This window comes from Rhizobium sp. 25PS6 (assembly GCF_032464655.1).
In the GTDB taxonomy this organism is placed as follows: Bacteria; Pseudomonadota; Alphaproteobacteria; order Rhizobiales; family Rhizobiaceae; genus Rhizobium; species Rhizobium laguerreae.
The window spans coordinates 556,833-573,272 of record NZ_JAWDIV010000001.1; the positions used below are offsets into that span (position 1 = coordinate 556,833).

The window sequence follows — 16,440 nt, forward strand, 5'->3', positions numbered from 1 at the left end:
AAATTTCCCCGTGGCTCCAAGACGTTCATGACGTGGGTGGATGCAGCCGTGTATCGAGGGCAAAGGCCTCCTGGAATTTCACCGCATAGGCGCTGGTTGCGCCGCCTGCCAGAAAAATCAGGTTCCAGCTATGCCGCGAGACCGCGCTCGGGATCGCCACGAAACGATACTGTCGAAGCAAATCGTCTCCGAAGGCTTGCTGTCCGGCGCTGGGAATGCCTGGGCGCAACCAGTTGGGATTGGGTACGTTTCCAGGATCGACAACATGGATATCGCCAGCATCGGCAATGACAGCTGCCGTCATCCTGTGAGCCACGGTGTCGAGCGCCCGGAACCCCTTGTGGACCGCGACTTCAAGGATCGCAGTCGCGGGATCGAGCGAGCAGTAGACCGCGCGAACCCCCTTGCTGTTCCAGCGGCCGCCAACCCGATAGGCGCCTTCTCCGCTATCCCAAGTCGGCGCATGGGCGGCTTGATCGAGCCGCCACGCGACCAGCTCGGTCCCGCCGAGCGCGATCGGCAAAAGCATCATGCATAGACGCCGTATTCCAGGCGGTCGAGATGATCCTCGACAAGCTCGACGCCGGCGGGCGTCCCGAGAAGATCGATCGGACGGCGTTGCTCAAGTCCGACCGCCGGACGCTCCAGCCATTGTTCGGCTTCTGCCTGCGATCCGAAGATATCCGTTGCCTTTGCGAGGATCTCGGCGAATTTCCACGCGCGGCCGCTCTGTTCCTGGCTGAGCGGCTTGGAAGGCGTATCCTTCCGCCGCTGCCAGGTGCGCAAGCTCATGCCCACCGCCTTTTCGAGAGACTCGTTCTTGCCGAGGACGACGAGAGTACCGACAAGATGATCCAGTGCTGTTGCAGGCAGGCCGTGCAGGAGCAGCTCATGGGCATCGAGCGCATTGGTCAGGCTGCGCGACAGAATGCGCGAGCCGCCGAGCAATGCCTCTATTTTTTGCAGTTCACCACCGCCTGCGGCTGAAGAAAGTGCTTTTGCTGCGACGACCATGATTTCTCTCCTGCGTCATCTGTCGCTTTCTATATGTCATGTGTCGCGACAAATTTCAAGATCTGACGGACGTATCCGGCGTATCGGCCACGGAACCGCGCCTTCTCGCTGCCGGCGCCAAACGAGCGGGCAGGCGGCGATGGCACCGCCTGCCAAGGGCAGCTTGCAGCGGATTAAATTGCCGCGATCCCCGATCCTCACTGCTTTAAGAGGCTGGGTCACGGCGCTTCAATTCGGTAAGCGCGCGGGAATGGCAGGCAGGGCTGCCGCTCCCAGAATTGTCAGTCTTTTTTGCCGGTCGGCGCCGGCAGCAAGATGGGCTCGACCGAATGTTTCGGTGCCATCAGTTGTGCAAGAATGTCGTCGGCCGAGTGACTGGAACTGCCAATGCCGGCCTCGCGCAGCTGACGATCGAGGTCGCTGCCGTTTTCCAGCGCGGCCAGTTCAGCACCGGCTTCGATGCGGCCGGCAGTGATTTCCTGGCGTTTCTTGATGCGTTCAAGACTTTCGACGGCGCTGCCGAGGCGGGTATTGATGCCCGACTGGCTATGGGCGATCGCCGATTGAGCGCGCAGCAGCGACTCATTGGCTTTGACATTCCCCACCTCGCGCTTCATCTGAGCAATGCGCGCTTCGGTCTCCTGGATCGTGCGCAGCATCTGCTGCTGGCGAGGCAGCAGCCGGTCGAGTTCTTCCTGGTCGCGCTGCACTTCGGCACGGATACTCGCAATGCGCTGAGCGAGACCTTGAGCGAGATCCGTGCGGCCCGCGGAGATGGCAGCGCGAGCGCTGTCGGTATCCTTGGTCTCCTTGGCGCGGTTTTCGTCAAGTCGGCGCATGACGCTCTTGTTGGACGCCATGATGCCGGCCAGATCGGATCGCGCACTGCGCAGCGACTGTTCGGCGTCGCGGATTTCTTGGTCAAGAATGCGCATGGACTGGCTGTCGGCGGCCGCTTCGGCTGCCTCGTTAATGCCGCCGCGAATGGCGGTGAAGATCTTTCCCCAGGTGCTCACGCTGCAATCTCCCCGCTTTTCCATTCTTCAATCATATGTGCCGCATCGACGGCATTGGCAGCCAGAATCGCGACTTCCTCGACCACCGTCTCGGCCGGCGAGCGTGCTGACAGGGAGCCGAACAACTCATACCATTCCTCACCGTCGATCGTGGTAATGCCGAAGCTGGAGAGCGGCACGAACTTATGGGTCTTCAGCACCATACGTTCGAAGGCTTCTCGATTGGACACGTCCTTGCACGGCGCCAGAACAGCGCTGACAAGGATGTCACGCTCCCCGCTTACCGCGACGAAGACGTCGAGATCGCCTTTTTCCTTAAGAGTCACGCATATGACGTCGCCCTGTTCGGGTACGGCTACATCCACATCGCCCAGTGCGTCGGGATCGGCGGCGAACAGGCGCGTTAAAGTGGTGAGGTTCCAGGTCTCCAAAAAGTCCTCCATCGGTTGGAACGCCAAAATATTTGGGTAATCGGTTTGCAACTTAAAGATCTGGTGCGCTAAATAAATTTCGCTAGGGTACGCGTTGGGAACGGGGGCGAATCGCTTGCCATTTATCGCTTCATTGATGCGGCGTGTATATCTCTCGCTCAGCGAATTGGCTTGGTCAGCCCTTTTTGTTATCCTCGTGATCCACCTGGTCGCTTCTTACCTGCTCTTCATGCTGGCCGGCGAAAGCGATCTCGTCGGCAATCCGGTAGACTTTCTTTATTACTATATGGTGACGGCAACGACTGTCGGCTATGGCGATCTTTCTCCAAAATCGGGGCTCGGCCGATTAATTGCCGTCCTGTTCGTTCTTCCCGGCGGCATTGCCATCTTCACCGCTGTTCTTGGCAAGTTGTTGACAACGATCGGTACGATCTGGAGGAACCGCATGCGTGGATTGGGTGATTACAGCGAACGCGCCGGCCATATCATCGTCTTGGGCTGGCAAGAGGGGCAGACATACCAGACGCTGCGGCTGCTGCATGCCGAACGACAGGCCAACGAGCCGATGAGTGTTCTGGTTGCCAAGGACCTGCCGGAAAATCCCGCCAGCAATTACGCCGACTATATCAGAACCGAGCGGCTTGCCGATGCCGACGCTCTGGTGCGGGCCGGAGTGGCCCAGGCGCGCGCGATCATCGCGCGCGGCGCAAATGACGACGAGACGCTGGCCGCCGTGCTGATTGCCGAAGACCATGCGCCCAATACTCATATCGTCGCCTATTTCGCCGACGACCGCACGGCACAGATGGTCAAACAACGCCGGCCGCGCGTCGAGGCGGTGGGCTCGCTCGCCGAAGAACTGCTGTCGCGTTCCGCCCGTGACCCGGGCTCTTCGGAAATCGCCGCACGGCTGCTGTCGGCCGCCTCCACCGACACGGCCTTTTCCCTGCCGGTACCGCACTTGCAAACACCGCTACTCTATGGAGACGTGTTTTTAAGCCTCAAACGTCAGCACAATGTGACGCTGGTGGGCATGCTGAGCCAGGGCGTGACCGACCTCAATTGCCGAGACGAGACGCCGCTTCGGGGCGGCGAGACCCTTTACTACATCAGCGGAATGCGGCTAGATCCCGCTGCCATCGCTTGGGCTCGAATGGGAGAGGTATCATGATCGGGTGGTTCGGCAGAGACAAGAACGAAAGGCCCTTACCCAAAGAACTTGGCCCGTTGAGCGCCGCCATCGGCGGGGCGTTGGAGATCGATTTCCTCTCCCTCGAAGCCGAGGCTTTGGCCGGCCAGCCGGCGATGCCGCTGCCACGGAGTGGCCCGTTCATCATTGCCGCCTACGGTGAGGTTTCGCTCGATGCTGCGACGGTTCTGTCGCGCTACTACGATGAAGACCATCGGATGATTCAGGTGATGTCGACGTCGGGCCAGACGGGTGATGTCGACGACATCAGCTTTTATCAGCCCTGGGACAGCGTCGTGCCTGCCGGGCAGGGCGAATGGAACCGCTGGACCGGGCAGGACGGCCTGATCGGCCAGCCAACCTACGATGCCGACGGCATCCTCTATAGCCGCTTCTGGGGCGAAGGCCCGGAACGCACCCCATTGGCGGAGTTTGTCGAGAAGGTCGACGACGGTGAGGCGCAGCGCTCCATTCACCAGACCTGCATGCTTTATTATCGCCCGCTTGGCTCGACGCGCGAAATGCTTTTGATCAATGTCGAGCGCGACCTCGATCTCGGACAGAGCCAGGCGGGCAGTTCGGTGGAATTTCTGATCGGCTACGGACTCGCTCCGGCCGATGTTCGCCGCGTCTGAGGGGATCCTATCAATTTCAACGGAGGACGTTTTCAATGCTCGATTATGTGGCGGGTCTGCCTGCCTTCCTCGGCTATTTCGCCGTCGGTCTTGCCGCTTACGGCGTTTTCGCGGTGATCTACACATTCCTGACGCCGCAGAAGGAAGTCCAACTTATTCGCGCAGGCAATCTTGCCGCCGTCACGGCATTCTTGGGCGCGCTTGTTGGTTTCAGCCTGCCTCTGGCTTCGGCCGCAGCCAATTCGGTCAGCATCGTCGACTACATCATATGGGCGGTGGTCGGCATTCTGGCGCAGATCCTGGCTTACTATATTGCGAATTTCACCATGACGGATCTGCATGAAAAGATCACTGCCGGCGATATCGCCGCGGGCATATGGGGCGGCGGCATCGCGCTGGTCATCGGTATTCTCAACGCCGCCTGCATGACCTATTGAGGGGAGGGAATGATGCGCAGACGTAAGAGCGGGCACAAGCGACCTTTCCTGGCCCTCGGTACCATCGCCGCCTCGACCCTGGCGCTGTCGGGTTGCGGCGATCAGACTCCTTCGGAGACGATGTTCACCTCGGTCGACCAATGCGTGACTTCCGGCATGGACCGGCAGGTCTGCCAGGCCGGCTATCAGGATGCGATGCGCGCCCATCTCGCCGCCGCGCCGCGTTTTAACGGCATGGCCGCCTGCGAAGCCGAATACGGCACCGGCCAGTGCACGGAACAGTCGGCCAGTGCCGTCCCCAACAATACCGGCGGAGGCGGCAGCTTTTTCGTGCCGTTCCTGACGGGCTACGTGCTGTCTTCCGCACTGAACAACATCGGCGACTATTACAATTATCGCCGGCGCCAGGAGGAGAGTGGCTCCTACGGCTCGACACCGATTTATCGCAATCGCTCGGGGCAAACGGTGACAACGACTGTTCGCTCGGGCGGCAACGACACCGCGATCGCGCCCTCGCGTCAGACTGTCAAGCCCGTCAACGTCAACACTCGCACCGTCGCCCGTCAAGGCTTCGGGGGCCGTTCGTCCTTCAGTTTCGGCGGCTGATATGAAACGCATCACCCTTCCGGCGCGTCCTGATTGGCTTGACAAGGCGCGCGCCGTCGGCTTCGGGTTTCACGTCATGTATGGCGAGCCCTATTGGCTCGACGATGCCGCCTATACGTTCACGCTCGATGAGATCGAGATGCAGATCGAAGGGCCGAGCCAGGAACTGCACGACATGTGCATGGATATGGTCGGCGATATCGTCGGAAGCGAAGAGACGCTCGACAGGCTAGCCATTCCGCAGGACCTGCGCGATGTGGTGCAGCGCTCCTGGCAGCGCCGCGACCGGCACCTCTACGGCCGATTCGATCTTGCTTACGACGGCACTGGCCCGGCCAAGTTGCTCGAATACAACGCCGATACCCCCACTTCGGTGTTCGAGACAGCCTATTTCCAGTTCAACTGGCTGACCGACCAGATAGCTTTGGGGGTCCTGCCCAAGGACGCGGACCAGTATAATTCCTTGCAGGAAAGCCTCGTCGAGGCGTTCGGGCAGTTTTCCAAAGAGCCGATCTTCCACTTCGCGGCGATGACCGACAATGAGGAGGATCGCGGTACCACGGTCTATCTGATGGACTGTGCAGTGCAGGCCGGCCATCGCGTCGAGCTCCTGGACATACGCGAGATCGGCATTGATGCGCAGGGCCGTTACACCGACCTCAAGGATCGGGTGATCGACCGCTGCTTCAAGTTGTATCCGTGGGAATTCATGCTGCGCGAGCTGTTCGCCCGCGACCTCGTGCGCTCGGGCGATGTTTTCGTCGAGCCCGCCTGGAAGGCCGTACTCTCCAACAAAGGGCTTTTGCCTCTGCTCTGGCAGCGCCATCCCAATCATCCCAATCTGCTGCCCAGCTATTTCACCGACGACCCGGCGGCCTCGACCTTGACGGACTATGTGCGCAAACCGCTGCTGTCGCGAGAAGGCGAGAACGTCACGATATTCAGAGATGGCCGGGAAATGATTTCCGCCCCCGGCGGTTATGGTGACGAAGGCTTTATCGTCCAGGCTTATGCCCCGCTTTTCGAAAGCGATGGCGGCTTCGCCGTGCTCGGCAGCTGGATCGTCGGTGATCGCGCTTGCGGCCTTGCCGTCCGCGAGGACCGCTCGCGCATAACCGCCAATCTCTCGCGTTTCGTGCCGCACGTCATAGTCGGGTAGGAGGAGATATTTCGCATGCGCGGCGTCTTCGTGTGCCGCTACGGCCGAAGACGCCGCCACGTCCGCCAATTTATCACCCCGATGGGCGCCATTCGCCCCTCACGATCATTCGCCGTCGGACTTTAGGAACGCGACCGTCGCTGAGATCAGCTTGTCCACGGTCTCGGCGTTCTGTTCGACGCCGAAACCGTGATCAACGGGTTCAGCCCACAGTTCCTCCGGACCGTCGTGATAGGACAGCAGCGACTTGGCGAGAACGGGTTGGGGAAAGACGATGCTATCGCGCGTGCCGACCGCCAGGAACAGCGGCCCCTTGTAGCGCGAAATTTCGCCGGCAGGCTGCACTGCGTACAGGCTCTCGAAGAAGCGGCCTTTCAAGGGAATTTCCTTGCCATCGCCGAGGCGCTTGGCCGGATAGACGTTATCGCCAGCTTTCACAGCTTCAGCCATTTGCTTCTCGCCGAAGATCGAAATGAATGCCGCGGGAAGATTGATACCGGGGTTCCAGAGCACCACAGATTTTAAAGGTGTTTTTGTCCGGCCGGCGACGGCGGTCGTGACAGCGCCGCCCAGGCTCATTCCCATCACCGAAATCCGCTTGCCATCGACGCCGTCATTCGTCGATAGGAAGTCGAGCGCCGCTTGCGCGTCCGTTATCTCGGTTTCGACCGTCATATCTTCGAATTTGCCGTCGCTCTCCCCGCTGCCGCGAAAATCGATCCGAAGCGAAGCGATGCCGTTCTTTGCGAGCACCGGCGCAGCATGCCCGAACAGGCCTTCCTTCACTGCGTCCGAACTCCATTCGTTGCGGCTGCCAGTGAAGCCGTGAAGCATCAGGACGACAGGGGGTTTGGCAACATCATCCGGCGTAACCATCGTCGCTACGATTGTCTGGCCTTCGACTTTAAGTTTGACGATGGTCTCCTCGGCTTGCGCGGAAACTAAAAAGCTTGTCATCAGCACTCCCAGTGACGCGGCAACGGTTCGGTATAGCTGTTTCATAGCTGCTCTCTTTCTTGTTTGAATTTGCGGTCGGCCGGTCAAAGTGGCGCGGCCGTATCGGATTGGCATTGGGCGTTGATGTCCTTTCACCGCCGCGGATGCCTGATTCAGTGAAGTTCGCCGGTTATGAATTGAGCTCGACCAAGGCCGAAGGACCAATCCGCGTCGCCATTCTCCACGATGCTGACTACGACATCTGCAGGGTCGATCGCACACGCATCTGAAAGCCCCGTGGTAACGAAACGATAGAAGGCCTCCTTATCTCCGGCGGACCGTGCCCGCGAGATCACCTCGATAATGATCAGCCTGTCACTGCGAGAAATTCCGAGGCCAGTGTCCTCTGCACGGACATGGGTTGGCTCGTGCTCATACAGAATCTGATAACGATCTGCCGTCGGCACATTGAAAGCCCTGACGACCGCCTCATGGATGCAGTTGAGTATCCTCTCATGATCGTTTGGCGATCGGCCCTTCAGAAGATTGATTTTTATCAGCGGCATGGGTCGTCCTCGGGGGAAAGGAGAGCGGAGAACGGCCCGCGCCGTTCCCCGCCTGCACTTAGTTTGCTTCCGCCGGGAGGGCGGCTGTGGCGGGTTGGATATCGACAGACAGGGCACGGGGGAAGCAGAGCAGGTTCACGACCGCGCTCATGATCGCGATCGCGATGGGATAAGCCAGGCCCGCATAGATGTTGCCCGTATAGGCAACGAGCGACAGGCTGATGAGGGGAACGAACCCGCCAAACACGCCTGTGCCGATGTGATAGGGAAGCGAGAGCGAGGTGTAGCGCAATTTCGCCGGGAAGAGCTCGACGAGGAAAGCCGCCATCGGCCCGTAGACCAGCCCGACGAAAACGAGTTGGGCGACGATGAGGGCCGTGACCAGAACGAAATTCTGCGCAGCGACGGCGGCGGCGATACCCTGATAGATCGGAACATAGAATACGGCTGCCAGAATGAAGCCGGTGACAATCAACTTGCGGCGGCCGATCCGGTCGGACAGGGCGCCGAAGAAGACGATGAGCGGCGTTCCGATCACCAAAGCAGCCGCAAGGCAAAGGTTCGCCGTCAGGAAGTCCAACTTCAGCACGCTCTGCAGGAAATAGAGGGCGTAGAACTGCCCGGTATACCACACACATCCGAGGCCCGCGGTCGCCCCGAACAGTGCGAAGGCTGCGTAACGCACACCATGACCGGTGGCGAAACTCTCACGGATCGGGCTCTTTGCAGTCTTCCCGCCTTTGCGAAGCTCCTCGAACACCGGGGATTCGCTCAGCTTAAGGCGCAGATAGAGCGACAGGACGATCAAAACCGATGACAGCAGGAACGGGATTCTCCAGCCCCATTGCTTGAAGAGTTCTTCGCCGAGCGACAGCCGGCACGTAAGAACGACGACAATCGCCAGGAAAAAGCCCACGGTTGCCGTTGTCTGGATAAAGCTCGTGAAAAACCCGCGCCGGTTAGCCGGTGCGTGTTCCGCAACGTAAACGGCAGCCCCACCGTATTCACCGCCGATCGCCAATCCCTGGATCAGCCGGAGCACCACGAGCGCGATCGGCGCGAAATATCCCGCGGTCTCAAAGGTCGGCAAGATGCCGACGAGCGCGGTCGCAATTCCCATCAGAATGAGCGTCATCAAGAAGGTGCTCTTGCGTCCGAAGCGATCGCCGATGCTGCCGAACAGCAGGGCTCCCAACGGGCGCACGACAAATCCCGTGGCAAAGGTTGCGACGCTGATCAGAACGGCTGCAGTCGGCCCATTGGCTGGGTAGAAGAGTGTCGAGAAAAAGATCGCCAGGCTTCCGTAAAGATAGAAGTCGTACCATTCGATGACCGTGCCGGCGCTTGATGCGAGAACGACGGTCCAGATGCCTGGTTTGCGGACGGAATCGTCCCTTTGCTGTAGCTGTTGCATGCTGCAGTCCCCTTTTTATGTTTTTGGAAGTGGTCGGCCCTTTCATTTGGGCCGCGGCAATTTAGCTCGCGATGCGCTGATCGAATGCGTAGAGGCTAAGTCTTTCGCTTGCCTCGCGCACCGTTCGGCGAACAATGTCCTTTGCCGATGGAAGGTCGTTGATGAGGCCCACCGCCTCGCCGACTGTCACGTTGGCCGTGTCATAGTCACCAGAGGCCCAAGCGACCTCGACCTTCGACAATTCTTCGCTGTGCAGCGTACGCAACTCTTCTTCTCGACCATGCCATTTGTCGATGAAGCCGTTCCTAAGCAGCCTTCCGGTATAGCCAGCGGGCCAAGCCTTCTGACGGACGATATCGTAGACCGATGTCCGGATTGTCTCGTCGCCAGAAGCGGCGACAACCTTGTCTTTGGCGGCCTGATGGATGAGCGACTCGCGCGTTGCCCAGAACCTCGTTCCCATCAGGACCCCGTCTGCTCCGAGCATCAGCGAAGCGGCAAGGCCCCTGCCGTCGGCAATGCCGCCAGCGGCCACGACAATGACGGAAGGCGCAATCTTGGCCACAAGATCCACGACCGAGGGAACGAAGGGCATGGTCGAACGCGCGACCAGACCGTGGCCGCCGGCCTCGGTCCCTTGAACGACAAGAACGTCGGCGCCAACGTCTATTGCACGTCGGGCATGTTCGAGCGTGTGGATCATGCAGATCAGTGGGACACCTGCCTGCTTGACCCGTGCCGCGAGCTTCGCCGGATCGGAAAAGGACAGCATCATCGCGGAAGGACGCTCTGCGAGCGCACGATCAAACAGATCAAGGTCGGACTCAACTGCCCAGGTGATGAACCCGCAGCCGACGTGTTCGTTGGTGATTAGTGATGATTCCGTCTTGTACCATGGACGATCAGCATATCCGCCGCCCAAAAGACCCAAACCGCCGGCATCGGCGACGGCGGACGCAAGCGCGCCACCCGCTGCCGGGGTCATCGGTGCCAGGATAATCGGGTGCTCAATATTGAAAAACTCTGTCAGACGCGTCCGTATCGTCATCGCACTTCTCCCAGTTTGTAGAATGTCCCGTTATTTTTCTTTGACGCTATTGTGACGCTTGACGAATGACAAACGATTAGATCTGATGTTTTCCATCAGAAAAGGAGATGGCTGATGAACAGCGTCGATCTCAAGTTTTTCCAGGCGGTGGTGAGAGCAAACAGTATTGGAGGGGCGGCCGGTGTGCTGCACACCGTCCAATCCAACGTCACCGCACGAATAAAATCGCTTGAAGAAGAAATCGGTGCGCCGCTTTTCCATCGCTCCAGGCGAGGGGTTACATTGACAGCCACCGGCATTCAGCTTGTTCCCTATGCCGAGCGCGTCGGAGAGCTTCTGGACGAAGCCAAGCGTGTCGTCACGGACCACGGTACGCCGAGCGGTTTACTCAGGATCGGCTCGATGGAGACCACTGCAGCGCTACGCCTTCCGCCAATCCTGATCCGCTATGCTGAAGAATATCCAGAGGTCGACGTCCTGGTGGAGGCTTCACCGACGGAACAGCTGGTCAGCGATGTCGTCGCTCGCAAACTGGATGGCGCGTTCGTCTCCGGCCCCATCGCTCATCCCGAACTGCAGAGCCTGTCGATCATCGAAGAGGAGCTCGTTGTCATCTCCTCGCCGCGGGTTCGCGAGCTTGCGGATTTGAAGGCATTGGCTGCATCGCCGGCCCTCAAAGTCCTCGCCTTTCGATCGGGCTGTTCCTATCGCCGGCGCATGGACACGTTCCTGGCGGCATCTGGGGTAACCAATGTCCGCTGGATGGAACTCGGAACGATGGACGGGATCATCGGCTGCGTAGCCGCCGGGGTAGGAGTGGCCATGCTACCTCGGGGGGTTGTTCAGGATGCGGCAGCCGACGGACGGGTCATGATACACAAGCTTCCTGACAATCTGCGATCGGCGCCGACTGTTTTCGTGACGCGGAGCGATGAATATCTTTCTGCGGCACTTCAGGCTTTCATGACGGTGGCGTCTGAGACGCATGAACAGCCTCAGCCGGAAAGGCCGGAGCCGGTTCGATACCTGCAGCAGGCTTAAGAGAGGAAAAGGCTCAAACCCATGCCGATAGCCAGCACAATGGCCGCGGCAACGGTCGTGTTTGTCTCAGACTGCCGCATTTGCCTCTTCCTTGATGCCCGAGAACTGGGTGAGCGTATCGCGGAACTCAACGAAGGCCGGTGTCACAAAGCCAGGCCGGCAAGCGAGACGGGTATCGACTGTTATCAACGGCTTTTCGGCAACGGAAGCAGTATGGCGCATCAGGTTGAGCACAGTGCGCGGCATGATGCTAATGCAGGAACCGGCGGCCGTGCAGGCGAACATCGCATGATACGATCGAACATCCTGGATCGCACCGCGAGTCAACAGCCTATCAGTCGATTGTGGAAGTTTAGAGCCGCCCGGGTGGGCGGCAGCTCTTCAAAGCCCGCTGAACCAGTTGTAGCCCTGGTCTTCCCAGTAGCCGCCCGGATAGTCATTGGTAACGAACACCTCAACGATATGCTTGGGGTTCTTGAATCCGAGTTTGGTCGGCACCCTGAGCTTCAGGGGTGAGCCATATTTCAGCGGCAACGGGTTCTTGCCGAAGTCGAGCGCCAGGATGGTTTGCGGATGCAGCGCTGTCGGCATGTCGATGCTGGAATAGTAGCGATCCGCGCATTTAAAGCCGACATATTTGGCTGTCATGTCCGCACCAACACGCCGGAGGAAGGCGCTCAGGGGAACGCCGCTCCACTCACCGATCGCGCTCCAGCCCTCGATACAGATATGCTGCGTGATCTGGGAGACCTGCGGCAAACGGCGAAGATCATCAAGGCTCCACGGTGCTTTTTTGTCGACGAGTCCGGAGACTTCCAACCTGTATTCCAGGAGGTCCATCTCCGGCGCGCTGTCCTCGGGATAGAAAGCATTGAACGGAAACGGGTCCGTGATGTCTTCTGGCCGGTAGGTCGGTGCGAGCCGACTGCGGTCGAACAGGAGCGCCTGCACCCGGTCGTTCCAGCGGGACATCGCCCAAAGTACCTTGTCGACAGCTGTGTCGTCCTGGAGAGTGCAGCCCGTCAGCACCGTCAGCGCGCCCAAGGAGAGGCCCTGGCGAAAGAACAGGCGTCGGCTGATATTTTCCAATTGAGCACGATGGTCACCGAGCACAACTCCGCTCTTTTGTTGTTTGCGCCCCACTAGAGTGGTGGGTGCCACTTTTTTCGGCTCAGGCTGCTCCGCCATCACACTTTTCCTTTCTTCCATTCAAAAGTCTCGCACCAACAGTCATGGACAGCAGTGTTTTCGGAACAAGGGCAACCATGGCGACGTGGATAAAGAGAAATCCCAACAGAGCCGCCATACCAGTGAAATGCACGATACGGGCGGAGTCGAAGCCGCCAAGGAGCGCCGTTAACAAGCCAAACTGGATGGGCTTCCAGAGGACCAATCCAGATGCAACCATCAACACGCCGAGAAGAAGAACCCCAAGGTACATGGCCTTCTGTATGGCATTGTAGCCGTGGGCTTCATGCCGGAGATTGAAAGTCAGTGCCAGGCGAAGATCGCGCAGGAGATCGCGCAGACGCAATCTCAGCATGCGTTTACGGAGATAATTGCTTGCCGTGCCGAAGGCGAGATAGACGAGGCCGTTCCCGACAAAGAGCCACATCACTGCGAAATGCCAGGCGGTGGAGCCGCCAAGCCAGCCGCCAAGCGTCATTTCCTCAGGGAAGCGGAAGGGCAGGATGGGATGGGCGTTGTAAATGCCCATTCCGCTCATCACCATACACACCATCGCAAAGGCGTTGATCCAGTGCGTGAGGCGAACCACAACAGGATGGCCTGCCGACCGGGGATCCTTCTTTTCTTGTCGCATCCTGCGCCTCACATCGGTGGCGCGATGCCGTTAGCGCCGACGCTGATGGATGCCGCCGTCAGCGAGCCGTCCTCGGCCTTCGTGGCGAAGAGAACAAGCTTCGCGCCGGTTGCAAGGAGCGAGTGGTCACCCGGCTCGAGGCTGACGACCGGAACATCGGCAGGCACGAAGACCTTCTTCTCGCCGTTCTTATACTTGACCGTCAGCGTGCGGCCGTCGGTGCCGAGAATGCTGCCGACCGCGCCATTGGTCATCGAACTGTCCTTCGCGCCGTCCCAAGGCCTGGAGCCTTCGCCGACGCCACGCATGGAGGCCGGAAAGATGTGCACCTCGAGAGCCTTCAGTGTTCCATCGGGCTGAGGGGCAGCAGCCGTGCCGATGTAGCTGTCAGGCTTAATGGCGCTCAGATCGGTGAGCGCGACGGATATGATCATGGTGCCGGCCGAAAGCTTTACGGCAATGTCCTTGCCGTCTCGCGCCTTGACGTGGATTGCATCCGCCGTCACCTCGGTGATGGCGCCGCGAACGCGTACCGGATCTGCCGCATTGGCAGCGCCGGCCAAGGTGGTGAGCAGTGTGATCGTTAGAGCTGCCGACCGGAAGGTCGATTTCATGGATTGGTGCATTGTTTCAAAGCCTCACTAGCAGGTGGAAGAGATGCGGTGAAACTAAGCCGGCAGGCCGCTCTCTGCGGTGACGCCAGAATGACAATTTCGTCATTCATCTTTCACCGAATTGCCCCGCGTGAATTGCTAGAAGACAATGATCTGAGATAGAGGGGGCAGGGGGCGGGAAAAAAATGGCAATCCTGATCATCGAGGACGATACCAAGACCGGTGACTATCTCCGCAAGGGGCTGAGGGAGAGCGGTTATGCCGTGGATCTGGCGCGTACCGGCACTGATGGTGTGCATCTGGCGATGCAGCAGGGCTATGACCTGATCCTTCTCGATGTGATGCTCCCGGGCATCGACGGCTGGGAGATCATCCGCCGCATTCGTGAACATCGCGATCTGCCCGTCATCTTCCTGTCTGCGCGTGATGATGTGAACGATCGCATTCGTGGCTTGCGGCTCGGAGCCGATGATTATCTGGTGAAGCCCTTCTCCTTCGTCGAACTGGAACTGCGCGTCCGTACGATCCTTCGTCGCGGCCTGACGCGCGAAAGCGATGTCTTCGAGGTAGCGGACCTGCGTCTGGATGTGCTGAGGCGCAAAGTGACGAAAGACGGGGTCGAAATTGCACTCACCAACAAGGAATTCATGCTTCTCCATCTGCTGATGAAGCGACAGGGCGAGGTGTTGTCACGCACGCAGATCGCTTCCGAAGTCTGGGACATGAATTTCGACAGCGATACGAATGTCGTGGACGTCGCAGTCAAGCGGCTAAGAGCGAAGGTCGACGCGCCTTTCGGGCGAAAACTGATTTCCACGATCCGAAGTGTCGGATACAGCCTGAGCCTCGACGCATGATCCGCAACAGTCAAAGGTCATCCTCGCTCATCCTGCGGCTGATGGCCTCCTCTGTCTCAGTCCTTTGCGTTCTGACTGGAGTTCTTGGCATCTACTTTTATCACTCGGTGCGTTCCTCACAGGAACAGCGCGTCGAGACGATCGTCTCGGGCCGGGCGAGCTACTATGCTCGGCTTGTCAGCGAGATGTATCCTCTGGGCGAACTGAAGGAGCGGCCGTTGCTGGTTGCCAAGATGCTCGGCGCCGAGCGCGACGTCCTTGCTTTCCGCTATCCCACGGGAGAGGTCGTGATCGAGGTCAATCCAGACGGGATCCCACTTCCTCCACCCGCCGCCGCTGCATCGTCCACCGCCAGAACGGTCACCAACGCCGGTATTGAGGTCTACTGGACTTCGGTGCAGACAAAAGCGCTGGATACGAACGAACCGATCGAGGTTGTGGCCGGACACCCGATGGCCGACGAACAGGCCATGCTGGCGACGTTCCGCGACCGTTTCCTGATGGCGACCATTGCTGGTGTCATCGTTGCGACCGCGATCGCCTATGGCCTTTTGCGGCGTGGCTTGCTGCCGGTCCGGGATATGGCCACCAGAGCCGCCGAGATTCATCCAGGGCAGCTGCATGTGCGGCTGGATGTCCTTCACGCCCCAACGGAGCTGCGTGCGCTGGCCGGCGCCTTCAATGCGATGCTGGACCGGCTGACCGACGGTTACCAGCGCTTGTCGCAGTTTTCGGCCGATCTCGCGCACGAAATCCGCACACCTCTTGGTGTTTTGATCGGCCAGACCCAGGTCACGCTTGCCCAGCCAAGGACTGTAGATGAATATAAGTCCGTTCTGGAATCGAACCTCGAGGAGTTCGAGCACCTCAACCGCTTGAGCGAGAATATGCTTTTCCTTGCAAGGGCGGACGAGGGACGACAGCTGGTCGATAAGGTCGCGATCGACATGGACCATGAACTTCATAAGATCGCCGATTATTTCGAAGGCCTGGCATTGGAGCGCGATATGCGCTTCAGTATCGAGGCTGCGGGCGCTGCAAATGTCAGTGTTGACCTTTTTCGCCGGGCCGTGGGCAATCTCGTCGTAAATGCCATTCGTCACGGCCGGGAAGGGACAACGATCCAGCTGCGGGCGGCCAGCGCTGGTGACAAGGCGATTATCGAGGTCGAGAACGAGGGAGTGAGCCTGTCACCGGACCAATTGGACCGGTTGTTCGACCGCTTTTACCGGGTAGACGCAGCCCGCAGCGGCAGCTCGTCTTCGCACGGACTGGGTTTAGCGATCGTCGATGCTATCATGCGGCTGCATACGGGCGTGGCGGATGTTTCATGCCCAGAGGAGGGTATGATCCGTTTTCGCCTCTCCTTTCCGGTGTAAGTTGCCAGCCCCAATTTGAAAGCCGCCGGAAATAAAAGCAAAAGGCGCTCTTGCGCCCCGAAGCGTACCGGCGGCTGTGAGGGAACGACTTCGAGGCGATGCAACTCTTTCTGCGACATGGTGATCATAAAGGACATGACGACTCCGACCGCTCATGGTCTTGACCAGGCTGAAGATCGTCATCCTTGCTCCCAACGTTGGCTTTGACCAGTGCGTCGAGAGGCGAGACTGTCGCATCTCTAACTGGCCCAACTGTCGCATTACTAAATAGCCCCC

20 protein-coding genes are annotated in these 16,440 nt (G+C 59.3%); 8 read left to right on the top strand and 12 right to left on the bottom strand.

All coding sequences use genetic code 11. From position 1 onward, the window contains the following. Positions 1-25: 25 nt before the first annotated feature. The 4 genes from RWK44_RS02550 to RWK44_RS02565 all read right to left on the bottom strand — a co-directional run bounded on the left by RWK44_RS02550 (position 26) and on the right by RWK44_RS02565 (position 2,473). The gene (locus RWK44_RS02550; protein WP_025397326.1) at positions 26-532 is read right to left on the bottom strand and encodes an RES family NAD+ phosphorylase; all 507 of its coding nucleotides are present in this window, start codon (positions 530-532) and stop codon (positions 26-28) included. Continuing rightward, entirely contained in the window at positions 529-1,014 is a 486-nt protein-coding gene (gene parS, locus RWK44_RS02555) for a type II RES/Xre toxin-antitoxin system antitoxin (protein WP_025397327.1), read from the bottom strand. Before parS ends, RWK44_RS02550 begins: the two co-directional genes overlap by 4 nt. 281 nt (positions 1,015-1,295) lie before the next feature. After that, positions 1,296-2,030, bottom strand: coding sequence for a PspA/IM30 family protein (locus RWK44_RS02560; protein WP_025397328.1), 735 nt, complete (start codon positions 2,028-2,030; stop codon positions 1,296-1,298). After that, positions 2,027-2,473, bottom strand: a complete 447-nt coding sequence (locus tag RWK44_RS02565) for a YjfI family protein (protein WP_041472593.1) — start codon at positions 2,471-2,473, stop codon at positions 2,027-2,029. The genes RWK44_RS02560 and RWK44_RS02565 overlap by 4 nt, the downstream gene beginning before the upstream one ends. 103 nt (positions 2,474-2,576) lie before the next feature. Between RWK44_RS02565 and RWK44_RS02570 the strand changes: the two genes are divergently transcribed. From RWK44_RS02570 to RWK44_RS02590, 5 genes are read left to right on the top strand one after another with little or no spacing between them, the layout of a single operon-like run. Continuing rightward, complete coding sequence (locus RWK44_RS02570; protein ID WP_222420682.1) at positions 2,577-3,632, top strand: ion channel; 1,056 nt, start codon at positions 2,577-2,579, stop codon at positions 3,630-3,632. Then, positions 3,629-4,285 carry a YjfK family protein gene (locus tag RWK44_RS02575; protein ID WP_025397331.1) on the top strand — a complete coding sequence of 219 codons (657 nt, stop codon included), beginning with the start codon at positions 3,629-3,631 and terminating at the stop codon, positions 4,283-4,285. The genes RWK44_RS02570 and RWK44_RS02575 overlap by 4 nt, the downstream gene beginning before the upstream one ends. A gap of 35 nt (positions 4,286-4,320) precedes the next feature. Continuing rightward, positions 4,321-4,722 (top strand): DUF350 domain-containing protein, encoded by a 402-nt coding sequence (locus tag RWK44_RS02580; RefSeq protein WP_003550237.1) that lies wholly within the window; start codon positions 4,321-4,323, stop codon positions 4,720-4,722. Between the two features lie 12 nt (positions 4,723-4,734). Beyond that, a complete protein-coding gene (locus RWK44_RS02585; RefSeq protein WP_025397332.1) occupies positions 4,735-5,328 on the top strand; it encodes a DUF1190 domain-containing protein in 594 nt (197 codons plus the stop codon). 1 nt (position 5,329) lies between these two features. Beyond that, a complete protein-coding gene (locus tag RWK44_RS02590; RefSeq protein ID WP_025397333.1) occupies positions 5,330-6,487 on the top strand; it encodes a glutathionylspermidine synthase family protein in 1,158 nt (385 codons plus the stop codon). Between the two features lie 105 nt (positions 6,488-6,592). Here RWK44_RS02590 and RWK44_RS02595 read toward each other — a convergent pair whose 3' ends face one another. From RWK44_RS02595 to RWK44_RS02610, 4 genes are all read right to left on the bottom strand, one after another. Further along, on the bottom strand, positions 6,593-7,489 hold the full coding sequence (locus RWK44_RS02595) for an alpha/beta hydrolase family protein (RefSeq protein ID WP_025397334.1): 897 nt from the start codon (positions 7,487-7,489) through the stop codon (positions 6,593-6,595). 107 nt (positions 7,490-7,596) lie between these two features. Then, entirely contained in the window at positions 7,597-7,989 is a 393-nt protein-coding gene (locus tag RWK44_RS02600) for a tautomerase family protein (protein ID WP_025397335.1), read from the bottom strand. Positions 7,990-8,047: 58 nt separating this feature from the next. Beyond that, the gene (locus RWK44_RS02605; RefSeq protein WP_316028321.1) at positions 8,048-9,403 is read right to left on the bottom strand and encodes an MFS transporter; all 1,356 of its coding nucleotides are present in this window, start codon (positions 9,401-9,403) and stop codon (positions 8,048-8,050) included. 61 nt (positions 9,404-9,464) lie between these two features. Then, complete coding sequence (locus tag RWK44_RS02610) at positions 9,465-10,451, bottom strand: NAD(P)H-dependent flavin oxidoreductase (protein ID WP_025397337.1); 987 nt, start codon at positions 10,449-10,451, stop codon at positions 9,465-9,467. Between the two features lie 114 nt (positions 10,452-10,565). Between RWK44_RS02610 and RWK44_RS02615 the strand changes: the two genes are divergently transcribed. Beyond that, positions 10,566-11,492 carry a LysR family transcriptional regulator gene (locus RWK44_RS02615; protein ID WP_316028322.1) on the top strand — a complete coding sequence of 309 codons (927 nt, stop codon included), beginning with the start codon at positions 10,566-10,568 and terminating at the stop codon, positions 11,490-11,492. A gap of 66 nt (positions 11,493-11,558) precedes the next feature. Here the strand turns inward: RWK44_RS02615 and RWK44_RS02620 are convergent, their stop codons facing one another. The 4 genes from RWK44_RS02620 to RWK44_RS02635 form a co-directional block, all read right to left on the bottom strand. Beyond that, positions 11,559-11,738: a hypothetical protein gene (locus tag RWK44_RS02620; protein WP_221997864.1), complete on the bottom strand. Its 180-nt coding sequence runs from the start codon at positions 11,736-11,738 to the stop codon at positions 11,559-11,561. A gap of 135 nt (positions 11,739-11,873) precedes the next feature. After that, positions 11,874-12,581, bottom strand: a complete 708-nt coding sequence (locus tag RWK44_RS02625; protein ID WP_246621068.1) for a molybdopterin-dependent oxidoreductase — start codon at positions 12,579-12,581, stop codon at positions 11,874-11,876. Positions 12,582-12,663: 82 nt separating this feature from the next. Then, positions 12,664-13,314, bottom strand: a complete 651-nt coding sequence (locus RWK44_RS02630; protein ID WP_316028323.1) for a cytochrome b/b6 domain-containing protein — start codon at positions 13,312-13,314, stop codon at positions 12,664-12,666. A gap of 8 nt (positions 13,315-13,322) precedes the next feature. Next, positions 13,323-13,928, bottom strand: coding sequence for a hypothetical protein (locus RWK44_RS02635; protein WP_246621058.1), 606 nt, complete (start codon positions 13,926-13,928; stop codon positions 13,323-13,325). 185 nt (positions 13,929-14,113) lie between these two features. Here RWK44_RS02635 and RWK44_RS02640 point away from each other — a divergent pair, with 185 nt between their 5' ends. Both RWK44_RS02640 and RWK44_RS02645 read left to right on the top strand, forming a co-directional pair. After that, the gene (locus RWK44_RS02640; RefSeq protein ID WP_221997858.1) at positions 14,114-14,785 is read left to right on the top strand and encodes a heavy metal response regulator transcription factor; all 672 of its coding nucleotides are present in this window, start codon (positions 14,114-14,116) and stop codon (positions 14,783-14,785) included. Beyond that, positions 14,782-16,164 (top strand): heavy metal sensor histidine kinase, encoded by a 1,383-nt coding sequence (locus tag RWK44_RS02645; RefSeq protein ID WP_316028324.1) that lies wholly within the window; start codon positions 14,782-14,784, stop codon positions 16,162-16,164. Before RWK44_RS02640 ends, RWK44_RS02645 begins: the two co-directional genes overlap by 4 nt. The last annotated feature ends 276 nt before the right edge of the window (positions 16,165-16,440 follow it).

Bases quoted from the DNA above. Each gene is read 5' to 3' on its own strand.
- RWK44_RS02550 (WP_025397326.1), bottom strand. From the start codon at position 532: ATGATGCTTTTGCCGATCGCGCTCGGCGGGACCGAGCTGGTCGCGTGG.
- parS (WP_025397327.1), bottom strand. From the start codon at position 1,014: ATGGTCGTCGCAGCAAAAGCACTTTCTTCAGCCGCAGGCGGTGGTGAA.
- RWK44_RS02565 (WP_041472593.1), bottom strand. From the start codon at position 2,473: ATGGAGGACTTTTTGGAGACCTGGAACCTCACCACTTTAACGCGCCTG.
- RWK44_RS02575 (WP_025397331.1), top strand. From the start codon at position 3,629: ATGATCGGGTGGTTCGGCAGAGACAAGAACGAAAGGCCCTTACCCAAA.
- RWK44_RS02580 (WP_003550237.1), top strand. From the start codon at position 4,321: ATGCTCGATTATGTGGCGGGTCTGCCTGCCTTCCTCGGCTATTTCGCC.
- RWK44_RS02585 (WP_025397332.1), top strand. From the start codon at position 4,735: ATGCGCAGACGTAAGAGCGGGCACAAGCGACCTTTCCTGGCCCTCGGT.
- RWK44_RS02590 (WP_025397333.1), top strand. From the start codon at position 5,330: ATGAAACGCATCACCCTTCCGGCGCGTCCTGATTGGCTTGACAAGGCG.
- RWK44_RS02595 (WP_025397334.1), bottom strand. From the start codon at position 7,489: ATGAAACAGCTATACCGAACCGTTGCCGCGTCACTGGGAGTGCTGATG.
- RWK44_RS02600 (WP_025397335.1), bottom strand. From the start codon at position 7,989: ATGCCGCTGATAAAAATCAATCTTCTGAAGGGCCGATCGCCAAACGAT.
- RWK44_RS02605 (WP_316028321.1), bottom strand. From the start codon at position 9,403: ATGCAACAGCTACAGCAAAGGGACGATTCCGTCCGCAAACCAGGCATC.
- RWK44_RS02610 (WP_025397337.1), bottom strand. From the start codon at position 10,451: ATGACGATACGGACGCGTCTGACAGAGTTTTTCAATATTGAGCACCCG.
- RWK44_RS02615 (WP_316028322.1), top strand. From the start codon at position 10,566: ATGAACAGCGTCGATCTCAAGTTTTTCCAGGCGGTGGTGAGAGCAAAC.
- RWK44_RS02620 (WP_221997864.1), bottom strand. From the start codon at position 11,738: ATGCCGCGCACTGTGCTCAACCTGATGCGCCATACTGCTTCCGTTGCC.
- RWK44_RS02630 (WP_316028323.1), bottom strand. From the start codon at position 13,314: ATGCGACAAGAAAAGAAGGATCCCCGGTCGGCAGGCCATCCTGTTGTG.
- RWK44_RS02635 (WP_246621058.1), bottom strand. From the start codon at position 13,928: ATGAAATCGACCTTCCGGTCGGCAGCTCTAACGATCACACTGCTCACC.
- RWK44_RS02640 (WP_221997858.1), top strand. From the start codon at position 14,114: ATGGCAATCCTGATCATCGAGGACGATACCAAGACCGGTGACTATCTC.
- RWK44_RS02645 (WP_316028324.1), top strand. From the start codon at position 14,782: ATGATCCGCAACAGTCAAAGGTCATCCTCGCTCATCCTGCGGCTGATG.